The sequence below is a fragment of the Alteromonas sp. NFXS44 genome (assembly GCF_040148705.1).
Taxonomy (GTDB): domain Bacteria; phylum Pseudomonadota; class Gammaproteobacteria; order Enterobacterales; family Alteromonadaceae; genus Alteromonas.
The window spans coordinates 76,824-100,261 of record NZ_JAGDEA010000001.1; the positions used below are offsets into that span (position 1 = coordinate 76,824).

The following is a 23,438-nucleotide window of genomic DNA, read 5'->3' on the forward strand; positions in this document are numbered from 1 at the left end:
CCCGACGGTCATTATCCGGCAGGAATTACTTAACCGGCGCAGGAGTTTGTTCCAGCGCGTAATGCTCAAGGCTGGAAAGACTGGGATCTTCCCATTTTTCCGGCGCAGAGAAGTATTTTGCAAAGTGCTTCTTCGCATAGGCACGGACCGGCTCTGACAAAATAGAATCATCATGGTACGCACCCATGGTGCAGTCGTAATAAATATGACCTTCAGCCTGCCCCATTAACATCCACGGAAGCCATGGTGTAATGCGTGACCAGCAACCGCTGTACGTGATGCTGGTTTGTGAGGTGTCAGCCAGTTCGTCGCGGTTAATCACATAAGTAAACATTTCTGAGACGCGGTTCATCTTACCGGCAGATTCACGGGGCCACTTCTCCGGTTGCAAGGCAGACGGATAGAAAAGATGAATAGGCGTGCGCAAAAACACAGTATTGTTCGGCGCTTCCTGCCAGTCGAGTAACAGAGGGATCTTCGGGGGTTTTTCTTTATTCAAGCCACCGTAAGACGGCGGTTCAGGGAAGAAAGGCGCAATATGATGATTGAACGGATCGTTGGCAATGGGCACAACCTTTACGGTTTCGCCGGTATAAGGGTTATCAAACGTTTCAAGCACCTCGCCGGTTTTCAAATCTGTATAAAAGCCGACTTCCCGCAATAACTTCTGATAACTGCCATTGCCTTCATCAACAAGGCGGGCAACGGAAAAGCCCTCAAAACCAAATAATGGTTTTACCTTTTCCCCTTCGCGAACTCCGTTAACTGTACCTTTGAACCAGCCAAACTTCTCTTTTCCAAAATCCAGATCACCCATCAGACGCGCCCATGCATCGCGGTTCCACAGATTATCTTTATATTTAAGTGATGAATAATCCACTGAGGAGGACGCATCCCCCGGCGTTACCGCAGCACCGCATCCCGCTGCCACACCTGCAAATCCGGCGCCCAGCGCTACTTTTCCGGCAGAGCTTAAAAACTCTCTTCTGCCGGTATTGTGCTTATTGTTGTTGTCTTGCATGAACCATTTCCTCCTGATTATTTATGTTGTCTGGATTTTGAATCGCAAAATGAAAGCTAGCATGAAGCTAAAGTCATATCAATATATCAAACATGTGTTAGCATAAATCAAATTTATCAGGGAACCTGAGCATGGCAGCATTTCCGAAAAAGCGACTCCACTCACGAATAGGTACGTTCCGGCAGCTTGAAATACTGATTGCGGTAGAACGTTTTGGTGGGATCGCTGCGGCAGCGAAGAACTTGCATTTAACCCAACCGAATATTTCTATGCAGATGAAAAAACTGTCTGAAGGCATCGGCATGCCTATGTACGAGACGGTAGGCAAGCGCCTGAAATTTACCTTCGCAGGTAAGATGGTGCTTGAATATGCGAAAGAGATTTTTGCCTGTACAGACAGACTGGAAGTGGCCTTAAACGAACTGGAGAATATCAAAAGCGGAGAGTTGAGCATCGGCGTCGTAACGTCAGCTGAGTACTTTATCCCGCATTTGCTGGGGCCGTTCTGCCGCCGCTATCCGAACATCACAGTCGCCATCGAAATTGGTAATCGCGGACGCATTCTCGACCGTCTTACCCGCAATCTTGATGACCTTTATATTTTTGGACAGCCGCCTGCACTGGAGAACACTGCCAGTGTTCAGCTCGGCGTTAATCATCTGGTGGTTATCGCGCCTTCTTCCCACCCCCTGGCGTCCCGCCCGAGTCTGAGCTGGGAAGACATTGCCGCTGAGCAGTTTATTTTGCGTGAAGAAGAAGCCGGCATCAGACAAATTATAGATGCACAGCTGAAAGAGCGCGGGCTGGCCATTAACCGTCGCATGACTATCGCCAGTAACGAAGGCATCAAACATGCTGTACTAGCCCGCATGGGGCTGGCGATTGTACCGGCATTAAGTTTGGATGAGGGTCAAAGTAAGCAGCTCGTGAGGTTGCCCGTTCAGGGATTTCCGCTGGTGGATCACTGGCACGTGGTTCACCGTACCGGCAAGGTACTGTCTCAGGTGGCAGAGCTGTGCAAGCAATACATTCTGAATGAAGGGCTGGGCATGTACCGGGAGGCAACCCGTTACTGGGAAGCCAATAATCAGCCGAAATTGCCCACCCGCTAAAAATGCTTACTGCGGCATAAATGCGGCTTTGTAATCCGTCAGAAAGTCTGCAGCAGAGCGGGGTGGCCGGCCAAGCAACTGCTCAATTGTACCGGTAATGTGAGTGACACAATTATTAGCCAGCGCATCCAGTTCTTCACACACAGCGTTAACCCGCCACCCGTCGTTAATCACGTTACTTAATACTGCTCTGTATGTCTCAAGTGGCATGTCTTTGTAAGTAATTTGTCTGCCCGTTGTGCAGGACAATAATGCAGCAATAGTGCTGAACGATAACAGTTCCGGTCCGGTAAGATCATAGCTCTTATTTTCATGGCCGCTTTCAGTCAGTACCTTTGCGGCGACTTCAGCCACATCTCTGGCATCGGTAACAGCCACAACGCCATTGCGAAGAGGAAACGATAATGTGTCAGCCGTGGTAACACCTCTGGCACAGGTCAGCAGCATCTGGGCAAAGAAAGTCGGTCTTATCATCACCCAGTTGAGGCCCGAGGCTTTAATGTACTTTTCAGACTCAACATGCATCGCCGGAATGGGCTTATCGGAGGCCTCCAGAGATTCCATGGAAGACTGCTTCACCAGCAGGGCAACCCCGCATTTAACGGCCATGTCTGTGATTTGTTTTTCCAGTGCCAGTTGCGACTCGCTGTTACCCAGAAGCAGATAGACTTTTGAGACCCCTTCAAAAGCTGCGGCAAGCGCTGTTTGATCGAAGATTTCTCCTTCGACAATTTCAACGTTATCACCGAACAGATCCCGGGCTTTATCAGCCTGACGGACCATGACTTTCACTGCCGCCTGTTTTTCCAGTAATGCCTGCACCACGGCTTTGCCTGTTCGGCCTGTTGCGCCAAAAACCAGAATCATAGTGTCACTCCTTCAATCAAAACCGCGGATGCACAGGCAGCCTGCCAGTCTTTTAAATATTATAAAGAGATAACATTATACTAAATAGGGTTAATTACCAACCTGTTCTCAATCTGACATTTATCATATCGGGATAAAAAACCGGCCAATAGAATGAAATTATGGGCAAACACCACACATCACCGGGGCGGTAATGACATTGAAAATCGGGGTCTTATTCATATTTGTCATTCTAATGATAACGTCCGTCCGGTCCGGATGTGCGGCGGCAGAAGAGTGGCCCGGTGAAGCTCAGCGTGAGCTGGTGAAATCCCGCCAGCAGTCCTTTCCGGTAAACAGCTATGTGTATGACACAGAATGGTTTTCACCGCTTGAAGAGGTTGCAGGCAACAACCGCTATCCGCTCCCCCGCGCATTGAAAGACAGTGCGCAACACCGTAAAGCCGTGGCGCTGGCGAAACAGCACGACAGCTATGCGCTGCTTGTCTGGCAGCATGGCGTAATTACGCTGGAGTATTACGGTAGCGGCTTTTCGCGAAGCACGCTGTTTGATACGGCGTCTATGCACAAATCTGTGGTTGCGTTGTTATTCGGTACCTTGCTGGATGACGGTCTTATAGACTCAATTGATGATCCGGCAGAAAAGTACCTGCCTGAATTGCTGGGCACCAAAGCCGGAAGTGCCCCCGTCCGCTCTATGCTGGAAATGACCAGTGGCATCAAAACGCCTTTATTTGATAACCCTACCGATAACCCGTACACCTTTGCTTATTTTGGCAACGATCTGCATGCCGCCTTTGCCCGCTGGCCGGTGCCGCTGAAACCGTATGAGGAATTTCAGTACGCCAATGCCAACACCCAGTACCTGGGCTGGATCATCGAAGCCGTGACCGGGAAGCGCTATGCGCAGTACTTGTCTGAAAAAATCTGGCAACCGGCAGGCGCATCTGCAGCAAAGGTCTGGCTGGACAAACCCGATGGCAGCGCACGTATGGCATGTTGTTTACAGGCAACCGCTGAAGACTGGCTGCGCACCGGAATCATTCTGGCGCAGGGGGGCCGCATCAATGGCAAGCAACTGGTTTCTGCAAAGTGGACCACGCAAATGATGGCGCCGGGCACTATTTTTCCCAATTATGGCTGGCAGGTGTGGCGTGGTAGTCCGCACAATCCTGCCCGCATTTATGGCAAAGACATACCTGCGGTCATACCGGCCGAAGCGCCATTTGCCGCAGACGACACTATTTTTTTTGACGGTTCGGGAGGACAACGGGTTTACGTCAGTCCTTCACAATCCATGGTTATCGTGCGGATTGGTCGTCCATCAAAAACCTGGGATGACAGCGCGTTACCCAACATTCTGATGACAGCAAACAAAAACAATAATGGCTGATCCATCTTTCTTTTAACTTTTGAGGCAACAAAACAAATGAAAATAAACAGACGGGATTTGATGAAAGGTGCGCTGGCAGCGTCAGCCCTTTCAGTCGCAGGAAAAATACAGGCAAAAGAGGCTGAGAAAACACAAGTCGTCGTTATCGGCGGCGGGTTGTCGGGCCTGAATACCGCACTTCTACTTAAGGATGCCGGTATTGATGCCATTGTGCTTGAAGGATCGGACAGAGTGGGTGGCCGGGTATATACCGCTGATGATGTGGAAACGCGGCCAGAGTATGGCGCCAGCCAGATTGGCCGCTCTTATGCCAGGCTAATTGCGTTGTGTTCGCGTTTTAACCTCAAGCTGGTGCCTGAGCATCGCCATCTGATGCCGATGTCGAACTACATTGAAAAAACGTGGATCAAATCAACGGAGTGGGAAAACTCGCCACTGAATAAAACCGTGGGTAAAGAGCGCAAGATCATTCCGCCCCTTTTAGGTTCTAAATTGCTGATTGAAGCCAATCCGCTGGAAAATCTGAACGACTGGCTCGATCCGAAAAATGCCGGCTACGACATTTCAATCGGTGAATTACTCAGACAACGCGGCGTGTCGGAAGAAGCCATTAAGCTGGCTTCTGCAACCACAGACATGCAGAACGCATCCGCACTGGGCATGCTTCAGGAGAAAAACCGCACCTTGTTTGATGCATCCTTTGGCGGCCAGAAACTTGAAGTTATCGACCGGCCTTATGGTTTTGAGAACAAGAAGGGCGAGCACGACGGTCTGGCTCAAATTAACAATATTGAGGGTGGCGCATCACGTTTGCCTGAAGCGATGGCAAAAGCACTGGGCGACAATGTACGCATGAATAAAATTGTGCGCCAGGTCGACATGAATGAAAAAGGCGCGGAAGTGCGTTGTATGGACGGCAGCCGTTTTCAGTGTGACTACGTGGTTTCTGCTATTCCGTTCTCAACACTCCAGTACGTCAATATTTACCCTGAAGTGGCAGGCCGCCAGGAAGAAGGTATTTATACACTGAACTATGTCGATACCTGCCGCGCGTTCGGCATCATTGAAGAGCCTTACTGGGAAGAAGATGGCATTGAACCTTCGTTCTTCAGTGACGAAACCGTGCAGATGTTCTGGGCACTGGAAAAACGCCCTGACGAAGATAAATCACGCTTCATGGTGGTGTTTACCGATAACGCTGCATCGCGGATGGATCAGATGTCGAAAGCGGATGCGCTGGCCCTGATTGAGTCGGAGATAAACCGCATGCGCCCGTCTACCAAAGGCAAACTGAAGTTCCTCGATATTTATGGCTGGAAGAACGACCCGCTTATTCAGGGCTGCCGGCACATGTACACCCCAGGGCAGGTTAACCGCTTTGCGAAAGAAATGATTGAGCCGCATCACCGCATGCACTTCGCCGGCGAACATACCCGTCGTGTGGATTTTGGTATGGAGTCAGCCCTTGAATCCGGTGAACGCGTGGCGTTTGAAATTCTGTCCCGCGCATAAAGAGAGGTAGCAATGAAGAAGGTATTGATCAGCACTTTTCTTTTGCTGTTGTCCGGCTTGCTGCAAGCCAATGTGGCATTCGCTGATGAGGCGCAGGTAAAGAAGGGCAGGCAACTGTTTATGCTTTGTCAGGCATGTCATGCCTACACAGAAAATGCGGGTATGCGGGTTGGTCCTAACCTGGCCGGCATTGCGGGCAGTCAGGTGGGGCACGACGAAGCATATGCCTATTCTGCTGCATTGAGCGGAGCCGGTTTCAAATGGACAGACGACAAGCTGGATGCGTGGCTGCAAAGCCCGGTATCTGTTGTGCCGGGTACTCAAATGGCCTTTGCAGGGTTACAAAACCCTGAGCAGCGCGCAGCGTTAATCGCATTTCTGAAAACGCTCTAGCACACAACATCCGGCGGCATTCGTGCCGCCTGATAGTTAAATAAAAGGTTATGCAAAATATAAAAATAATAGATTTTTTCCTGATTCAGGGAACTGTTAAATTTAAAAAGGCATAAAGCTAATACAATAAGATTTGGAGGAGAACTATGCGTCCACACGTAGAGATGATTGATGAGAAAGATCTCATCTGGCACCCGGCCGAGCTGGTTGGTGCAACCGGTACTGCACGTCAGCGTAACCTGTCTTACGATGAAGAAGACGGTTCAGTATCTGCCAAAATTATGTTTGATACAGACTGGTCACGTCCCGCTGGTGTTCATGTCGCCCAGACCGAGTGGTACGTGCTAAGCGGTGAAGTGAAAATTGGTGACGAAGTGCTTATTGAAGGTGGTTACTGGTGTACCCCTCCGGGCGTAGTTTGTCCTGAACTTCACGTAAAGCCCGGCACAGAAATTCTGTATTTCCGTGAATACGGTACATGGGAATTTGAAGCGACTACTGAGCAGAAAGATTTTGTCCGCGAAGATCAGGAACTGGTTATCAAGCACAGTAACCTGATGGAATGGGTACCTGTTGAAATTGGCAGTCCCATGAACTTCGAAGCAGGCGGTACACCGGTACCGGGTCTGTTCATTAAACTGCTGTTTATCGATAAGAAAACACAGTTTTATACCCGTCTTATAAAAGCAAAACCGGGCTGGGTAGAGCATCCCCTTGCTCACCACCCGTGCTATGAAGAAGCCTACACGCTGGAAGGCACATTTGAGTTTAACTTCGGTGAGCAGTGGCCGGGTGTCTATTTCTTCCGTCCTGCGCTGGTGCGTCACGGCGACTTTGCGGCAGGTCCGAACGGCACTACCTGGTTGCTGCGTTGCGATGGCCGTCTGGTTGACTGGTATACTGATAATGCGAAGATGGAAATGCATGGCGACCCTGTGAACTGGGGCCCTGACTTCCCCGGAACGCAAGATCCTGTTCCGCTGCAACCTGTTCGCTCGCGCTCTGTAGGACCGATGAAAGACCCGTACTACACGTAAGCTTCCGCTGTTGTTAATCGCTAAAGAAACCACGCTTTGACCGCGTGGTTTTTTATTGCCTGTTGTTTGCTGCACCGCTCCGTCTGCTACCGGAAGTCAGTGAAATTTATCAGTAAATTTTCCGGGCTTCCGGCTATACAGTATGTCTATAACAGATTAATAAATTGATTTAGGAAAGCTATTTAAAAGCCCATAAGATGATTTTGGTCAATAAAACAACACATCTACGGGAGACGCCATGAGCGTACACAATCATGATGAACTGGAAGTCATCGGCCTTGTAAATCATTTTCCTGCTGCGGTAGGTAAGGCCCCTTCAGGCATCGACTTCGATGCAGATTATATCCGCTCGTCAGCACATCTTCAGGAAGCCGCAGGCTACGACAGAGTTTTGATCGCAAACGCGGCCACCATGCCGGAGAGCTTTGCAATCAGTGCTTACCTGGCTTCTTCAACAACCTCGCTGAATTTTTTAATGGCACACCGCCCGGGCGTCGTGCCGCCCACCGTGGCAGCCAGACATATCGCCACCATCGACCGTCTGAGCAAAGGACGTTGTGCTGTACACATCATCGCCGGCGCTGATGACAGGGAAGTGCAGGCTGACGGCTTATTCAACACCAAAGACGAACGCTATCTGATTGCCGCTGAATACGTGGAAGTGATGCGCAAAATGTGGTCTTCAGAAAAGCCTTTCGACTTTGACGGCGAATATTACAAATTTCGTGGTGCGTTTGCCCGCGTCCGTCCCGGCAATGGCGCAGTACCGGTTTACTGGGCCGGCACATCCGATCTGGCCCTCGATTTATGTGGCAAATGTGCTGACGTGTATGCCTTCGGTGGTGACACCTTTGACCGTGCAGCTATGCTCACCGGAAAAGCCAGAGCAGCGGCTGCCAGATATAAACGTGAAATCAGTGTGCTGATGACCATCGTGGTAATTGCCAGTGACAGCGAAGATGCTGCCTGGGAACGGGCTGCATCATTGTACGAGAAAGTGGTGGCGCAGCGTGAAAATGGCGACATCGGCATTGTCGGCGATCATGAGAAAGCCGGTGATGAGGCGGCTTCCGGGGCATTCCGCAGAATGCTGGACCAGGCAAAAAGCGGTCACCGTCTTGACCGGTGTCTCTGGACCGGCCTGAACAAGGCATACATGGGACGCGGTAATAACAGTGTGCTGGTGGGTACCCCTGAGCAGGTGGTAGACAGCCTGATGGAGTATCGCCGTCTGGGTGTAGACCGCTTTCTGCTGCGTGGTCCTGATCAGGATAACGATGCCGGCTTCATTGGTGAAAAAGTGATTCCGCTTCTCAAACAAACGATTGCAGAAACAATGCAATCCGTTGCAGCAAACGAAAACTAATTCGGTTTCAGACCCGACATTTATCAATTTCTGACACTGCCATACCTAATAAGATAACAAATGAGGTTTGCCTATGGTGGTTCAGACAGCTCTTTACAACACAGTCAAAGCAGTATCTTGACCACCGCCGGTCTGCTCCATTACCAGCACACAAAGATGTGTTTTAACCGGTGGATTATAAAACTACAACAACAAGGTTAAATCATGGAAAACAAGGCAAACGCGAAACTCAATAGCATCACAAAAGGGATCCTCAGTCTGGCCACATTAGCCGTTAGCGGTCAGGTCTGGTCGGAAGAGGCTGCTTCTCAGTCGTCAGGCGTGGAACGTATCGTCGTTACCGCTAAAAACCGTGCCGAGCCGCTACAGGAAGTGCCGCTGGCGATTAATGCATTCTCAGAAGAAGAATTACGCAATAACCAGATAAACGAAGTCCGCGATCTGCAGGACATTACCCCGAACCTCTATCTGGCCGGCGGCAACAGAAATGATCCCACCGCAGTGGGTATGCGGGGTCTGACGCCAAATACCTCTGATGAACGTTATCAGGGCGTGTCGTTCTTTCTCGACGGCATTCCGTTAAGTGGTCAGCTGGCATCTTTCGGCTTTATCGGCATTGACCGTATCGAAGTCATAAAGGGGCCGCAAGCAGCCAGCTTTGGCCGTGCAACATACAGCGGCGCCATAAATTTTGTTACTGCAACACCTGATGCTGATGAAACCGAAGGTGAGTTCCGTGCGTCTGCCGGTACTGTTTCCGGCGGTGCTGACAGCAGTTATTCTGTGGCAGGCTCAATTGAAACCCCTTTAATTGAAGACAAGCTGTGGCTGAATGTGGGGGCGACCAAATTTCAGAACGGTGGTGTGGCGGAGGCTACCGACGACGGTACATCTATTGGTCGTGAGCGTTCGGAAATTGTTACCGCGCAGTTGTATTACGCACCGTCAGATACACTGTCTGTGAAGTTCAGAACCATGTATTCCCATGATGAAGATACCGGTCAGCTGGCGGTTATTCAGCACCCCAGAGACTGGGTGGAAAGTGGAGCTGACCTTATCACTCTGCCCCGGGCAAGCGGTTCCTTTTATCCGTCAGTGGTGCCAGACCCTGATACCGGCACAATTGCCAGCTTCGGCGCGGCGGGAACGGCCAGAGACCGTTATTTTTCTTCTCTGATTGTCACCAAAGATATTGCTGATTACCGTCTGGTTTATAGCGGGGGTTACTACAAAAGCGAAGACGACAGAGATGCCGCATTCTCAACCCGTGCGTATCTGTCTGGGCAGGACCCGGTATTCGGCGATGTGGTGGGCACCGACGAAGTCAGCCTGACGTTCTATGCAGGCTTTACTTACCCGTCACGGGAAATATTTAAGAATTCCAGCCATCAGTTACTGTTACTTTCACCCGATGCACAGGATTTACGCTGGCGCGCCGGTCTGTATTACTTTTGGGAAGAAGACGAAACCCAGTTTACGTCTCTGGCGAGTGACGTGAACCCTTCAGGTACTGCGCGGGTGGATGAAATGCAGAACTATGCTGCGTTTGGCGGTCTCGATTACGACATCACTGATCAACTGATGTTCAGTGCTGAAGGCAGGATTGCCACAGAAAAAGTTATCTACAACGCCTGCCCGCAATGCACCACGCCGATGCCTGAAGAGGGCAGCAACAGTTCCACTGACTTTTCTCCGCGGCTGACACTGACTTACAAACTGTCAGAAGACAACATGATTTACGGTTTGTATTCATCAGGCATAAAAAGTGCGAGGTTAAGCCGCGTTGTGATTGATGGCGTTCCGCAGGCCATTGCGGCAAAACCTGAAGAGCTGGATAACTTCGAACTTGGTTCTAAAAACCAGTTTTTGGACGGCAAAATGATGCTGAATCTGGCGGCCTTCTATCAGGATGTGTCTGATCAGCAACTGACCAGTTCTAATAACCTGGAAGTGGGCGATCAGATAGTGCCGCTGACTTACGTTGATAACGTGGGTAACTCTGAAGTGTACGGTTTTGAAGCAGAGAGCAAGATAGCCGTTACGGACAACTTGTCTTTATCTGCCTCAGTGGGCTATGCGCACCATGAATTTGTAGACAGCGATCCGTTTGTTATGTCTGCCACGTCTGCATGGGGCTTTGAAGGAGAAAGCGGCGACCCGGTTTCTCTGAACGGCAAAACCCAGACCAACGTGCCGCGCTGGAACGGCAGACTGGCAGGAGAATACTTCGTGCCGGATGTGTACAACAACATGAGTTTGTCGGTCCGTGTTGACGGTAATTATCGCGGTGAGTTTTACGCGGATTTATCAAACCTTGTCACTGTTGAAAGTGCATGGACCTTCAACAGCCGTATCACTCTGGCAGACGATATTCTCGATATCTCACTGTATGGCCGGAATATTTTCAACCAGAACCGTGCTATCGGAACCGGACTGGCGGGCGGTTCTGCGCCTTGTGTGTTCAATGAAAATAATACTGCTTTGTACGGCAATAACCAGTTGTGCCTGAGTATAGCTGCGCCACGTCCGGCAGAATTTGGTGTCGAGGTAGGCTACAAGTTCTGACAATTCACAGGAGGGCTTGTATGAATGTTGTTGCCGGCCCTCCTCAAATACATGCAAGAACAGAATAATAAAGGGGAACAACATGGCAAATGCGCAAGCAGAAAGTCCGGGGGCTGACGGTTCAGCTGTACAACCCGATCGCATCCAATACAAAACGTTCTATTCAACCGGCGGACGGTTAACTATCGCCGCCCTGATCATTACCGCTGCACTCTGTACCATGGACAGAATGGTGTTATCGATGGTGGTTGATCCGTTACGGGCTGACTTAGGCCTCACAGAAACCCAAATCGGCGTGTTACAGGGCTTTTCCTTTTCTCTGCTTTTCGCTGTTTGCGGCATCCCTCTGGGATTAATGGCAGATCGCCTTGCAAGGAACAAATTACTGGCCTTTGCGGTGTTAACCTGGAGTGGCGGCACACTGGCCTGTGGCCTGGCAAACAGTTTCGAGTCTTTGTTTGTGTTCAGAATGCTGGTGGGAGCGGGCGAGGCAGCACTCTGGCCTGTGGCCATATCTTTGATTGGCGATTTGGCCCCGAAAGCCTATCGCGGCATGCTGATAGGCGGATTGATTGTCGGGCAATTGTTCGGCGGCAGCTTTTCACTCATTGTTGGCGGGCAGGTGCTGGAGTCGGTGACCGCCGGCAGTCTTACACATTTACCTGTCATTGGTTCCTTTGAGGGCTGGCGCTTTCTGTTTATCTTGTATGGCAGCTTCGGTACCCTGGCTATTTTACTGCTGCTAACCGGTAAGGAACCGCCAAGGGAAATCGTCTCTGAAGCAGCGTCAAAGAACCCTTTCAGTGGTCTTCGTGTTTTTTATGATTTCTTCAGGGCCAACTGGAAATCGGTGGGTTCTCTCTACATACTGACAATGGTGGTTGCCGTTGTGCAGTATTCCGGGTTCGCCTGGAATGTGCCGCTTATGCTCCGCCGGTTCGATATCGGACCACAGCAAGTGGGTCTGATCATGGGCATCATGTCTTTTGCAGCCGGTGCGGCGGGCTCGCTTGCCGGCGGATTTGCGGCAAAGAAAACCGGCAAAAGCCCGGTGAACCGGTGCAACGTGATTATTTTCGCTTATTGCATTTGCATCAGTTACGGTCTGATTGCGTTTAATCCTGCGCTTTATACCACTGTGTTTCTTATTGCTATTCCGTCGGTGCTGCTTGCCATGGCGGGGGTAATGTCTCTGGTTATTTTGCAGGATATTGTTCCTTCTAATATGCGCGGGGTAGCGACATCAGTGAACCACCTTTTTGCCAGCCTGATTGGCGCATCCATTGGTCCGGTACTGGTGGCCATGCTGACCCAGCATGTGTTCAAAACTGACGATATGGTTGGTGTTTCTCTGGGGCTGGTGGTAGGTCCTGCTATGGCGCTCGCGGCTTTCTTTGCATTCACCATCAAAAAAGAAATCGTGAAAAAGTACGACGGCATGGAAGCGTCTGTGGCTGATATGGCGAAACCGGTAAAAGGATAAAAAATGCATTATTTACTGAAATGGCTTTTAGCCGGTCTGGCAGTGTTGTTTATTTCTGCAGCCGCCATCATTGGATCTATGCGTGCCGGATGGTGGAATCCTTCCCTTGAAGAGGTAAAGGCAAAGCATGCCGGTGCACCGTCAGAGTTTATTAAAACAGGTGATGTTACCCTGCATGTTCGTGATGAAGGGGAGGGGCCGGTTGTCATTATGCTTCACAGTTCAATGACTAACCTGCGTATCTATGATGGCTGGGCGGAGGCGCTGAAAACCGGTTACCGTGTCATCCGGATAGACTGGCCACCTTACGGATTATCTGATGATCCTGAACCTTCAAAGGGCATGCCTGGTGTGGTTACGCTGCTGGAACAGTTCGTTAAGCAGCAGAACATTTCTGAGTTTACTCTGGTGGGCAGTTCCAGCGGTTCAACGATTTCAGTGTTATATGCTGCGAAACATCCTGAACAGGTGAAAGCACTGGCGCTCTCTACATTGCCATTGTCTGCACCGCCTACCTCTGAGCCTCCTTTTCTGGTGGATTTCTTTCAGTATATTCATCAGAACTGGACGCCGGGTTACTTACCGGAGGCCTATTTTTCGGCATTCCTCGGCTGGTTGTATGGTGAGCCTTCCAGGCTGACACCGGAAACCGTACGCTGGTACTACGAAACCAACAACATTCCGGGTAAGTTCGCACTGGTGAAGGCCTATTATGAAGCGAATCTGTCTGCGGTGTGGTCGAAAGGTGCGAAAGAAGAAGCTTCACAGGTCACTGCGCCGATCCTTTTGCAATGGGGCGACAGGGACGCGGTATTGCCGGAATATCTGGTGGAAAAAGCTGTGGCTGACTTTCAGAGTACACAAGTCGAGGTGATCCACTACGACGATGTGGGTCATTACCCCATGCTGGAACTGCCCGGAAAAACCGGTGAAGATCTGAAAACATGGCTCGACGGGGTATATCAGAGAAAAGGTCAGGACTGACTGATTTTTTTCAGTGCCGCAATAAAGGTTTTTTCACTACGGGAGAGCAGTGCCTCAGCGCGCCAGAACAGGCCGACGGGGCGCATGTAAGCGGTCTCGCCGAAATCAATTTTGATGAGCTCTCCCGCATTGATTTCATCGGCATATTCTCTGTGATTGCCCATTGAAACCAGGTCGCAGTTCAGCAGGCAGCCTTTCATCAGCAGAAAGGACGAGGTGCGCAGGCCGATCTGGGGGCGGGGAAGGTTGTGCATATTAAAAAGTTGTTCCCAGCGTTTATACATCACAGGGTTATCCGGCACTATCCACCGTGCTCTGGTTAAATCTTTGAGGGAAGGCTTGCCGTTTTTCAACAGCGGATGATTAGCCCTGAGCAAAATGCTGGCGCCTTCTACAGACAACTCTACAAAGGTGAGTCCGTTCATATCCAGGTCCGGTGCTTTAGAGCCCAGCGCCATTTGCAATCGCCCTTCCCGTACCCGTTCCAGCAGTTCATGAAAACTACCTTCTTTAACAATCACCTGAACATTCGGATCGCTGATTGCCAGCATTGAAATAGCCATGGGCAAGCGGTTTACCGTGAACATGCTTTCTGTCCCGAGGGTGAGCTTTTCTTCGCGCCTGTTACGCAAAGAATTGATGGTTGCCAGTGCCCGGTCCCGCTCAGTCATGATGATCCTTGCATGGGGCAGCAGTTCTTCTCCCTGGGCAGTCAGATATATTCCTCTGGAACTTCTTTCAAACAGCTTTATATCCAGCACATCTTCGAGCATCTGGATACTGCGTGACAAGGACGGCTGGGAAATAGCCAGCGCTTCAGATGCTTTGTTAAAACTCCCTAAGTCGGCCACGGTAACAAATCTGCGTAACTGGCGGATATCCATATTCTTGCTCGCTGCATTTGATATAAGTGTATGACTTATCCTGCTATAGAATAATTCTATAATCAATACGTATTTTCATATAGAAATATTATACCCCTGTCTCTAAGGTAGCTTAATCCGGAACAGATCAGGGAACCCGTTATGCCAGCTATTGAGCGGTACAACATCGCAATGTGTAATGCGCCTGTCAGGCCTGCTTTCAATGCAGACGGCACGCTCTGCAACAAGAAACTGCAAGCTAATATCGCGCAGTGCTGCGCACGGATAAAGCATGCGGCAGAGTGCTACAACGCTAAGGTGGTTGTGTTTCCTGAATTCACCTTTACCGGCTATCAGCAAATGGACTATGAGGGTTGGCTGAAGGCATCAGTCACTATGCCCGGTCCCGAAACAGAGGCATTTGCTGAGGTGGCTGCTGCCACCGGCACTTACGTTGTTATCCAGGCTGCTGAAACCCACCCTGATATTCCCGGCAGATACTTTTTGTCGTCCGCATTACTTACACCTTCCGGTGAAGTTGGCATGGTGTACCGGAAAAATTACGCCATTTCCCTGCGCACCAGTCCGAATGATGTATTCACTCAATACACGCGGGTATTCGGGGAAAGCGGTTTTTTTCCTGTGTATGCCTGTGAACTCGGAAACATTGGCATGCTGATAGGCGCTGAGCCTCACTGGCCGGAAGCTGTGCGCAGTCTTGCCTTAAACGGCGCTGAACTCATTGTTAATTCTGTGGCTTCCCTGACCGGTGTGGATTATATGCAGCGGGAGGGCGCTGCCAGTGTAAGAGGCGTAAGAGCATTCGAGAATCAACTGTATTTCGCCATGGCGAATGTGCAGGGGGAGCAGGCGGCCGCATCAGCCTGTTTCGATTACAACGGCAAAAACATCGCTGTTGAAGCTGCCGGCGACGACGACCTGGTCATCGCTGAAATAGACATTACCGCGTTGCGTGAGGCGCGAAAAAAACCAGCCACCAATTTTCTTGCGCAACTTCAACCCGCTATACACAGCCCGGTTCAGCAGTATCCACTGTGGCCTTCGGATGTGTTCGCACAAGCCCCGGCTGCAGACGCAGTTGCACTGCTGAAAGTTGAACAGGATGCCTGGCAGCGGTTTCTGTCAGCAGAAGATAAACACCCATTAGTGAGGGAGAACTGATCATGCCTTGTGAAATCGTAGGATTACACTTTTACGCCGATTCCTCTGAGCTGCGTCCGGTGGACACGGTTTTTGATACACAGTTTGCTGTTGATTATGCCATTGCCCATGAGGAGGCCGGATTTGACCGCGTGTTAATCGGTCAGACTGCCACCTGGCCGGACGGCTTTGCCATCGCCAGTCATATTGCTGCGGTCACCAGCAAACTGAAGTTCATGGTTGCACACCGTCCCGGATTCATCGCACCTACTATGGCTGCCCGCATGTTCGCCACGCTGGACCAGCTTTCCGGTGGCAGAGCGGGGGTACACATCATTACCGGCGCCAACGACAAAGAACTGGAATGCGACGGTGATTTTACCAGTAAAGAAGAGCGCTACCATCGCAGCCGGGAATACATCGATGTGTTACGGACGATATGGGAAAGCCACTCGCCGGCAGATTTCAAAGGTGACTGGTACCGCTTCAATCAGGCGTTTTCCAAAATTAAACCGGTACAAGCCGTTCTGCCTGTCTTCTGGGGCGGTGCCTCAGATCTTGCCGTCAAGTTGGGGGCGGAGTGTGCGGATGTGTATGCCATTGGCCCGGGCACTCTGGAACAAACCCGCGCCTTAATCAAAAAGTTTAAAACCAGAGCGGCTGAGTTTGGCCGTAACCCGGGGATCTCAATGTCTGTGCGGATCATTGTCGGCGACACCACAGAAGAAGCCTGGAAGAAGGCAGAAAATGTCCTGGAGCGGGTAACACAAATTCAGCGGGATGGCACAAAGATTGGGCGGGATAAAGGAAAGGATGACCTCGCCGCCAGCCATTTAATGGCAATGGCCTCGCAAGGGGAATGTCTTGATACCTGTTTGTGGACCGGCGTTGCAAAGGCCACTGAAGGGCGCTTGCAGGCAATGGCGCTGGTGGGGACGGCTGAAGAAGTCTCTGACGCTCTGCTTGAATATTACCGCGCCGGCGTGGACCGGTTTCTGATCAACGGTTTTGACACCATTCAGGACGTCAGACTGTTCGGACGGGATTTGATACCCATGATTAAACAAAAAGTCAGCGCCGAAGATGCGCGCTGATCTCGCCTTTATATTCACACCGCAAACAGAGAATAACATGACCAGACCAATGAAAATTGTGGGGATCGGAGGCACGACCTCTGAAAACTCATCAACTGAAAAAGCACTCGCTGTAGCTCTCGCTTCAGCGAAAGAAAGGGGCGCTGATGTCGAGCTCATCGGCAGCAAGACACTGGCAGCACTGCCTCACTACGCTTATGGCGTTGTAGAGCAATCAACAGAGGCTGCAGAATTTGTCGCGAAAATCAGGCAGGCAGATGGCTTAATCCTGGCGACACCCTGCTATCACGGCTCCGTGTCAGGGTTAATGAAAAATGCCCTCGACTATGTTGAGGAGACAGCAAGAGACAGCAGAGTGTATCTGGACGGTGTACCGGTGGGGCTGATCGTCAATGCTTACGGCTGGCAAGCCATCGGCCCGACACTGACCACCATGCGTTCGATAGTGCACGCATTGCGCGGCTGGCCGACGCCTTTCGGTGCCGGTATCAAAGTCAGCAGCGGGCTGTTCGACGGCATGCAGGTCACCGATGCTGACATTGCCGCTCAACTGGCGCTGGTGGGCAGTCAGGTTGCTGATTTCACAGCACGAAACCAACTGGCAGCAGCCAGCTAATAAAAATAACAATAATCAGAGGCACGGGAAAAATGATACTGGTATTTGGATCGACAGGCAGAACAGGAAGAGCACTGATTTCGCAGCTCCTTAAAAAAGGCGAAAAACTGAGGATCATGGTGCGTAACGCCAAAAAGGTCAGAGAGCTGCGGTTGCAGGGTGTGGATGTAGTTGAGGGAGAAATCGATAACTACCGTATTCTCAGTCAGGCGTTTGAGCGGGTGGATAAAGTGTATATGTTGCTGGGCAACAGCGAACATCAGCTTTTTCTGGAAAAATTAATTATTAATATGGCGCTGGAGAAAGGTGTCAGTCTGGTGGTGAAGCAATCCTCACTGGAAGCTCTGCCGGATTCAGACAAACCTATCCCGAAACTGCATGTTGAAAGTGAGCAGTATTTAAAGCGTTCGGGGCTTAACTGGGTGATGCTCAGGCCCACCTTTTTCTCTCAGATGTTATTTCTCTGTGCAGAGGGCATTGTGAAAGCTGATAAGCTCGCATTTCCCATGCTAAACGGCGTAGTCGCGATGACCGATGCAAGAGATGTTGCGGAGGTGGCCGCTCATGTGCTGACCACGTCGGGACACAGCGGGAAAAGTTACGATATTACAGGGCCGGAGCTGGTTTCTTTCGAAACTGTTGCCGCAATTCTCAGTAAAGAACTCGGCAGAGAGATAACCTATACCAGCACACCATTGGAAGACTTCAGGGCCAGGCTGGATCAGTTTGTTGAAGACAAATGGCGGGTTAATGCGGTTTGTGAGGAAATTAATTTTCTGGCTAACGCGCAACACGGATATACCACGTCTGTTGTTTCAGATTTGCTTGGTCGTCCTGCAAGAGGCGCTAAAGATTTTATCAGTGACTTCAGGCAGGCATTTACACCGGAGTAGCCGTTAATTTGGCGGGCAACGTGTTTGGATAAGGCAGGCGAGCTTACAACTCACCTGCTTTTTTTATTTAAAAATCAGACAGCAAACGGCCAAAGCCGGAAATTTTATCTTCAATACCGTTGGCACGCAGCGCATGCCAGTATGTGGCAGTATTAATGGCAATAACCGGCTTGTTCAGCTCCATCTCCAGGCGTTCGGCCTGTCTGGCCATACACAGGTTCGTACCTACCTGCACGATGGCGTCAACGTCGTCTCCGTTCAGCGCGTTAACGGTTTCGCGAACCGTTGATGGCGTTACACGGGCAATATCGTGCCAGCTCGGACACTGCAGAGGTTTATCCCGCACGGTTTCATAGCCGTGATCGCTGAGGTAGTTTGCCACTTCGGCATTCGCCACCGGATAGTATGGTGACAGGAAGGCGATTTTTTTAATGTTACCTTGCGCTTTCAGGGCTGCGGCAACAGCTTCAGAACCCAGAGAAATTTTCAGACCGGATTTAGACTGGATATTGTCTTTCCATTTCTGTGCACCTTCCGCGCCACCGTAAAAGGTAACCGCAGACATACCCATCACCAGGTAGTCAGGGCCCATGGTCAGCACACCTTCTACTGCTTCGTAGGTTTTACGGTCGATTTCCAGTGTTCCCTGCATAAAGGTTTCATTAGAAATGGCACTGGCATTTTTAATCACAATGCGGCTGTAGTGATTCGTTACGCCTGCCGGACGCATTTCTGAAAACTCAGGTTCTACAATTGTGTTGGTTGAAGGGCCCAGTACGCCAAAGCGGGCGCGGTAACCTAATATATCTCTTTCCATGTCAGCTCCTATAATTGTACAACGCGGATGCCGCAATCGGCTCCGTTAAACAGACTTTCAAGGGCGGCGGGGGCAGACAGTAAGCCATCGTAAACTACTTCCGTGGATTTCATCTGTCCGCTGTGATACCAGTCGATCAGTTCCTGTTCTGCCCCCGGGAATGACTCGTGGTAATCCCATACAAAAAAGCCTTCCATGCGTGCGCGCTTGTAGATCACGTTGTAGTAGTAGCGCGGGCCGGGTAACGGTGGATCGGTATATTCAGTGGCAATCTGTCCGCAGATAACCGCGCGGCCGCGCAGGGCAATATTCTTCATTGCCGCATCCAGCGTGTCACCGCCCACATTATCGAAATACACGTCGATACCGTCGGGGCATAAGGTTTCAAAACGCTCATATAAATCTTCAGATTTATAATCAATGGTCTGGTCGACACCCACTACGTCTTTCAGCCACTGACATTTTTCCGGGCCTCCGGCTATGCCAATGACGTTACAGCCCTTAATTTTGGCGATTTGCGCCACAATCGAGCCTACACCACCGGCAGCAGCAGAGACGACGACGGTATCTCCGGCAACCGGCTTGCCGATATCGAGGAAGCCGAAGTAAGCTGAAAAGCCGGAAGAGCCCAGAATGCCAAGATGCAGATATAAAGGCGTTTGCGGATTCGTGACCTTTTGCAGTGTTTTCACCAGCAGGCCTTCGGTGTCGCCACTCTGAACAGAGTAGTCCTGCCAGCCGGTTGAGCAGGCAACCACTTCGCTTTCTTTAAAATCTTCATGTCTGGAAGCGATAACTGTACCAACGCCACGGCCACGCATTACATCACCAATTTCAATTGGCTCGTGGAAACGGCTGGCTTCACCCATAAGATAAGCGCGCTGGGCAGGCGAAAAGCCAAGCGCATCGGTTTTTACCAGAAACTCACCGTCTTTGAGTGCAGGCACTTCAGACTCCGTCACCTCAAATAAATCCATACTGACGGCTTCGCCTTGCTTTATGTGCTTTTTCAGGCGTATTTGCCGGTTGATTGTCATCCCAGATTCCTCTCTTGTTCGTTTTATTCGGGTCTTATTTTTTTGTAAAAGCCGCAAATCCTGCCTGCATTTCCTCTAACACGGGGGCAATGCAGGAAGACGCCTGACAGGCCTGCCACCACTTGTGTAATTCAGCGTGAAACATCAGTGGAGACGGGCGGTTAAATTTGAGTGCCAGGGTTTCGATGTACCAGGCATTGGTCGCCATCGCGAAATCGCCGGTGTGCCAGGGCGTCGTACTTTCACCACGGCTGATACGCCAGCTCTGCCAGCGTGAAAGTAACAGCTCCAGTGGTTGCCACAGGATGGCGCTGTCTTCACTGGATAAGGGCTTGCCGGCTTGTTTGAAAAGTGCAAACAGCGCCGGTGCAATATGGGTATTGGCCATGCTGACTGTGGTCCGCACATTGGCTTTATCAAACGGGGTTTTCGGTAAACAGGGTGTACCGTCAAATTCGTCTTCGATGTATTCCGCAATCGCCGCCGATTCTGAAATGGTGCGGCCGTCATCAAGCACCAGTACCGGAATTTTGGCTAAAGGATTAAGGCGGGAAAATGCATCGCCGGCAGGGCTGCTTTCCGGTTTGCGGATATCAATATCCAGACCCTTTGCCAGAATTTGCATGCGTAAGCGCGCTGCATAGGGCGAGTGTGGCAGGCTGATTAAATACATAACTTACGCTCCGGAATTTCACTTAATGTATTAAAGGTATGACAATATACATTAATTAAGTTGAATTCAAATGCTGTTATTACTTATTTGTCATGTACGCACTGTATTACTTATCAATTGATCACGAATTGATAATTGTTAAGGCAGCCGGATTCCCCTGTCTCATAAACTTGCCGCATATCGTTATTGTTCTGGATTTAGGGGAAATTATGTACGAACTGAGTATATTGCGGTGGATTCACATCGTTGCCATGGTGTACTGGCTGGGTGGTGAATGGGGCGTCTTTCAGACGGCTTACAACATTGTTAACCGTAAGCTTTCAATGGAAGAAAGACGTCGTCATTTAGAAACCGCATACCGCATCGATATCCTTGCCCGTACCGGTATTATTTTATTATTGCCGCTGGGCTTACACATGGGTCATATCTGGGGTGTGCAACCCTATGGCGGAACTGCACTGGTGGTGATGTGGATTGCGGTAGCGATCTGGCTGAGCCTGTGCTGGGCGGCATTCTTTTTCCGTGAGACTGACAAGGGTATCCGGTTAACCAAAATAGATGAGAGTGTGCGCTTTGTGCTCATTCCGGTCATGATGATTTGTGCAATCGGTACTTTCCTGGGTTACGGCCCGTTTGCCACCGGTGAAGGGCAAATGTGGTATCCCACAAAAATCTTTATTTTTGCCTGGCTGCTGGTGATTGGTCTGAAGCTGCGTTTTATTATGCGTGAATGGACCGTTATTTTCAGACAACTGGCGCAGAAAGAAGATGAGGTACTGGAAGCCCGTCTCGAACAGCAAATCAGAATGTCCCGTTATCTTGCGTATCTTTACTGGATTGGCATTCTTACTGTTGCCTTCCTCGGTGCAACAAAACCATTCTGAGTAAGTGGCAGTGCGTTTGTACTGCCTTTTTATTGCAAGATACCGCTGTAAACAGGAGAGTTTAATCCTATGAATACCGTTATTTCGCCCGCTGTAATTGATGCAGTTACGAATATTACCGGCCCGCAATATCTGCTGACTGACCCTGCGTCATGCGCGCTTTATGCTCAGGATGTATATACCAAAGCAATACCCGCGGGTGCTGTTGTTCAGCCCGGCAATCTTGATGAACTGAGTCAGGTTATTAAAACCCTGGTTGATAACGACATAGTGGTAATTCCACGGGGCGGCGGTATGTCTTACACCAGCGGCTATGTGCCTGTAAGCGAAGGTGCTGTCATTATCGATATCAGTCGCATGAATAAAGTGGTGGAGATTAACGAAGAGGACATGTACGTCACCGTTGAAGCCGGTTGTACCTGGCAAACGCTTCACGAGGCACTGGAAAGTAAGAAGTTGCGAACACCCTGCTGGGGCACGTTGTCCGGTATCCATGCCACGGTAGGTGGCGGTGCATCTCAGAATGGTATGTTCTGGGGCTCCGGACAATTTGGTGCAATTGGCGATTCGATCATCAGTATGCAGGTGGTCGTGGCCGATGGCAGCGTGGTAGCAACGGGTAGTGATGCACAAAAGAATGGTTCTCCGTTCTTCCGTCATTTTGGCCCTGATCTGACAGGTTTATTCATTGGCGACAATGGTGCTCTGGGGATGAAAGGCACCGTGACACTGCGGTTAATGCGCCAGTTGCCTGCGAAAGACTACATTTCTATGGACTTTAGCAAGGGGGCCGATGCGTTAAATGCAATGAGTGAGATTTCACGCCGGGGTCTGGCGATGGAATGCTTTGGCTTTGACCCTTTCTTACAGGCGCAGCGCAAGAAACGTGAAAGTCTGCTTACCGATGCAAAAGCGCTGGCGGGCTTCATGAAATCTGCCGGTTCGCTGAAAAAAGCACTTGTCGGCGGGGCGAAAATTGCTCTGGCCGGACGCGGTTATATGGATGATGTAGATTTTTCTATTCAGGTGATTATCGAAGAGTCCGGTGAGCAGTCTGCTGAAGCTTCTGCAAAAGCGGTTCGGGACATCATTAAAAAATATAACGGCCGTGAAATCGAGAGCACTATTCCCAAAGTGGTAAGAGCAAACCCCTTCGGCCCGCTGAACAACATGGTCGGGCCTGCCGGTGAGCGTTGGGTACCGACCCACGGCCTTTTCCCTCACTCGAAAATTGTCAGTGCGTGGGAAGCCACAGAAGCGGTATTCGCTAAACACCGAGAAACACTGGATAAGTATGAAATCGGCTGTGGCTATTTGTTTGCGACCATTGCCAGCAATGCATTTGTGCTGGAGCCGGTATTCTTCTGGCCTGACGAGCTTAAAGAGTTGCATGAACAAACCGTTACACCGTCTCACTTCGCTAAGCTGACGAAGTTTCCGGAGAATCTGGAGATCCGTGCGTATGTCGATAAGGTGAAAAAAGAGCTGGTGGATTTATACAGTGAAATGGGCAGTTCTCATTTCCAGCTGGGTAAAGCTTATCACTACACAACTGGCTTAAAGCCGGAATCACTGGGCCTTATCACCGCCATCAAGTCTTACCTGGACCCGAAGAATCTGCTCAACCCGGGGGCACTGGGCTTCACTCCTGATAACCGTTGAGGAAA

At 50.4% G+C, this 23,438-nt stretch carries 21 protein-coding genes; 15 read left to right on the forward strand and 6 right to left on the reverse strand.

The window, feature by feature from the left end; translation table 11 throughout:
- Positions 1-25 precede the first annotated feature (25 nt).
- Positions 26-1,021, reverse strand: coding sequence for a DUF1838 family protein (locus J3369_RS00380; protein ID WP_349582407.1), 996 nt, complete (start codon positions 1,019-1,021; stop codon positions 26-28).
- Positions 1,022-1,152: 131 nt separating this feature from the next.
- Between J3369_RS00380 and J3369_RS00385 the strand changes: the two genes are divergently transcribed.
- Entirely contained in the window at positions 1,153-2,133 is a 981-nt protein-coding gene (locus J3369_RS00385; RefSeq protein ID WP_349582410.1) for a LysR family transcriptional regulator, read from the forward strand.
- Positions 2,134-2,139: 6 nt separating this feature from the next.
- Here the strand turns inward: J3369_RS00385 and J3369_RS00390 are convergent, their stop codons facing one another.
- Positions 2,140-3,000, reverse strand: a complete 861-nt coding sequence (locus J3369_RS00390; RefSeq protein ID WP_349582413.1) for an NmrA family NAD(P)-binding protein — start codon at positions 2,998-3,000, stop codon at positions 2,140-2,142.
- Positions 3,001-3,193: 193 nt separating this feature from the next.
- On the opposite strand from J3369_RS00390, the gene J3369_RS00395 reads away from it, so the two are divergent.
- From J3369_RS00395 to J3369_RS00430, 8 genes are all read left to right on the forward strand, one after another.
- Positions 3,194-4,393, forward strand: a complete 1,200-nt coding sequence (locus tag J3369_RS00395) for a serine hydrolase domain-containing protein (RefSeq protein ID WP_349582416.1) — start codon at positions 3,194-3,196, stop codon at positions 4,391-4,393.
- Positions 4,394-4,429: 36 nt separating this feature from the next.
- Positions 4,430-5,905: a flavin monoamine oxidase family protein gene (locus tag J3369_RS00400; protein WP_349582419.1), complete on the forward strand. Its 1,476-nt coding sequence runs from the start codon at positions 4,430-4,432 to the stop codon at positions 5,903-5,905.
- Between the two features lie 12 nt (positions 5,906-5,917).
- Positions 5,918-6,298 carry a c-type cytochrome gene (locus tag J3369_RS00405; RefSeq protein WP_349582422.1) on the forward strand — a complete coding sequence of 127 codons (381 nt, stop codon included), beginning with the start codon at positions 5,918-5,920 and terminating at the stop codon, positions 6,296-6,298.
- Between the two features lie 146 nt (positions 6,299-6,444).
- Entirely contained in the window at positions 6,445-7,335 is an 891-nt protein-coding gene (locus J3369_RS00410) for a DUF4437 domain-containing protein (RefSeq protein WP_349582424.1), read from the forward strand.
- Positions 7,336-7,573: 238 nt separating this feature from the next.
- Positions 7,574-8,701 (forward strand): LLM class flavin-dependent oxidoreductase, encoded by a 1,128-nt coding sequence (locus J3369_RS00415; protein ID WP_349582427.1) that lies wholly within the window; start codon positions 7,574-7,576, stop codon positions 8,699-8,701.
- Between the two features lie 204 nt (positions 8,702-8,905).
- On the forward strand, positions 8,906-11,266 hold the full coding sequence (locus J3369_RS00420) for a TonB-dependent receptor (protein ID WP_349582430.1): 2,361 nt from the start codon (positions 8,906-8,908) through the stop codon (positions 11,264-11,266).
- An 82-nt stretch (positions 11,267-11,348) separates the two neighbouring features.
- A complete protein-coding gene (locus tag J3369_RS00425) occupies positions 11,349-12,749 on the forward strand; it encodes an MFS transporter (protein ID WP_349582432.1) in 1,401 nt (466 codons plus the stop codon).
- Between the two features lie 3 nt (positions 12,750-12,752).
- Complete coding sequence (locus tag J3369_RS00430) at positions 12,753-13,733, forward strand: alpha/beta fold hydrolase (protein ID WP_349582435.1); 981 nt, start codon at positions 12,753-12,755, stop codon at positions 13,731-13,733.
- Here the strand turns inward: J3369_RS00430 and J3369_RS00435 are convergent.
- Positions 13,724-14,617, reverse strand: a complete 894-nt coding sequence (locus J3369_RS00435) for a LysR family transcriptional regulator (RefSeq protein WP_349582437.1) — start codon at positions 14,615-14,617, stop codon at positions 13,724-13,726. The two genes, J3369_RS00430 and J3369_RS00435, sit on opposite strands and share 10 nt — an antisense overlap.
- A gap of 141 nt (positions 14,618-14,758) precedes the next feature.
- Here J3369_RS00435 and J3369_RS00440 point away from each other — a divergent pair, with 141 nt between their 5' ends.
- Genes J3369_RS00440 through J3369_RS00455 form a run of 4 tightly spaced genes read left to right on the forward strand, consistent with a single transcriptional unit; the run spans position 14,759 to position 18,360 of the window.
- Positions 14,759-15,778, forward strand: coding sequence for a carbon-nitrogen hydrolase family protein (locus J3369_RS00440; protein WP_349582440.1), 1,020 nt, complete (start codon positions 14,759-14,761; stop codon positions 15,776-15,778).
- Between the two features lie 2 nt (positions 15,779-15,780).
- Positions 15,781-16,851, forward strand: coding sequence for an LLM class flavin-dependent oxidoreductase (locus J3369_RS00445; protein ID WP_349582442.1), 1,071 nt, complete (start codon positions 15,781-15,783; stop codon positions 16,849-16,851).
- Positions 16,852-16,888: 37 nt separating this feature from the next.
- Positions 16,889-17,467 (forward strand): NADPH-dependent FMN reductase, encoded by a 579-nt coding sequence (locus tag J3369_RS00450; RefSeq protein WP_303573206.1) that lies wholly within the window; start codon positions 16,889-16,891, stop codon positions 17,465-17,467.
- A 32-nt stretch (positions 17,468-17,499) separates the two neighbouring features.
- Positions 17,500-18,360, forward strand: a complete 861-nt coding sequence (locus J3369_RS00455) for an NmrA family NAD(P)-binding protein (RefSeq protein ID WP_349582445.1) — start codon at positions 17,500-17,502, stop codon at positions 18,358-18,360.
- 67 nt (positions 18,361-18,427) lie between these two features.
- Here the strand turns inward: J3369_RS00455 and J3369_RS00460 are convergent, their stop codons facing one another.
- From J3369_RS00460 to J3369_RS00470, 3 genes are read right to left on the reverse strand one after another with little or no spacing between them, the layout of a single operon-like run.
- The gene (locus J3369_RS00460) at positions 18,428-19,177 is read right to left on the reverse strand and encodes a maleate cis-trans isomerase family protein (RefSeq protein WP_349582448.1); all 750 of its coding nucleotides are present in this window, start codon (positions 19,175-19,177) and stop codon (positions 18,428-18,430) included.
- Between the two features lie 8 nt (positions 19,178-19,185).
- Positions 19,186-20,214, reverse strand: coding sequence for an NADP-dependent oxidoreductase (locus J3369_RS00465; protein WP_349582450.1), 1,029 nt, complete (start codon positions 20,212-20,214; stop codon positions 19,186-19,188).
- Positions 20,215-20,248: 34 nt separating this feature from the next.
- Positions 20,249-20,887, reverse strand: a complete 639-nt coding sequence (locus J3369_RS00470; protein ID WP_349582452.1) for a glutathione S-transferase family protein — start codon at positions 20,885-20,887, stop codon at positions 20,249-20,251.
- A 209-nt stretch (positions 20,888-21,096) separates the two neighbouring features.
- Between J3369_RS00470 and J3369_RS00475 the strand changes: the two genes are divergently transcribed.
- Positions 21,097-21,771 (forward strand): hypothetical protein, encoded by a 675-nt coding sequence (locus J3369_RS00475; protein WP_349582454.1) that lies wholly within the window; start codon positions 21,097-21,099, stop codon positions 21,769-21,771.
- 69 nt (positions 21,772-21,840) lie between these two features.
- Positions 21,841-23,433, forward strand: coding sequence for an FAD-binding oxidoreductase (locus J3369_RS00480; protein WP_349582456.1), 1,593 nt, complete (start codon positions 21,841-21,843; stop codon positions 23,431-23,433).
- The last annotated feature ends 5 nt before the right edge of the window (positions 23,434-23,438 follow it).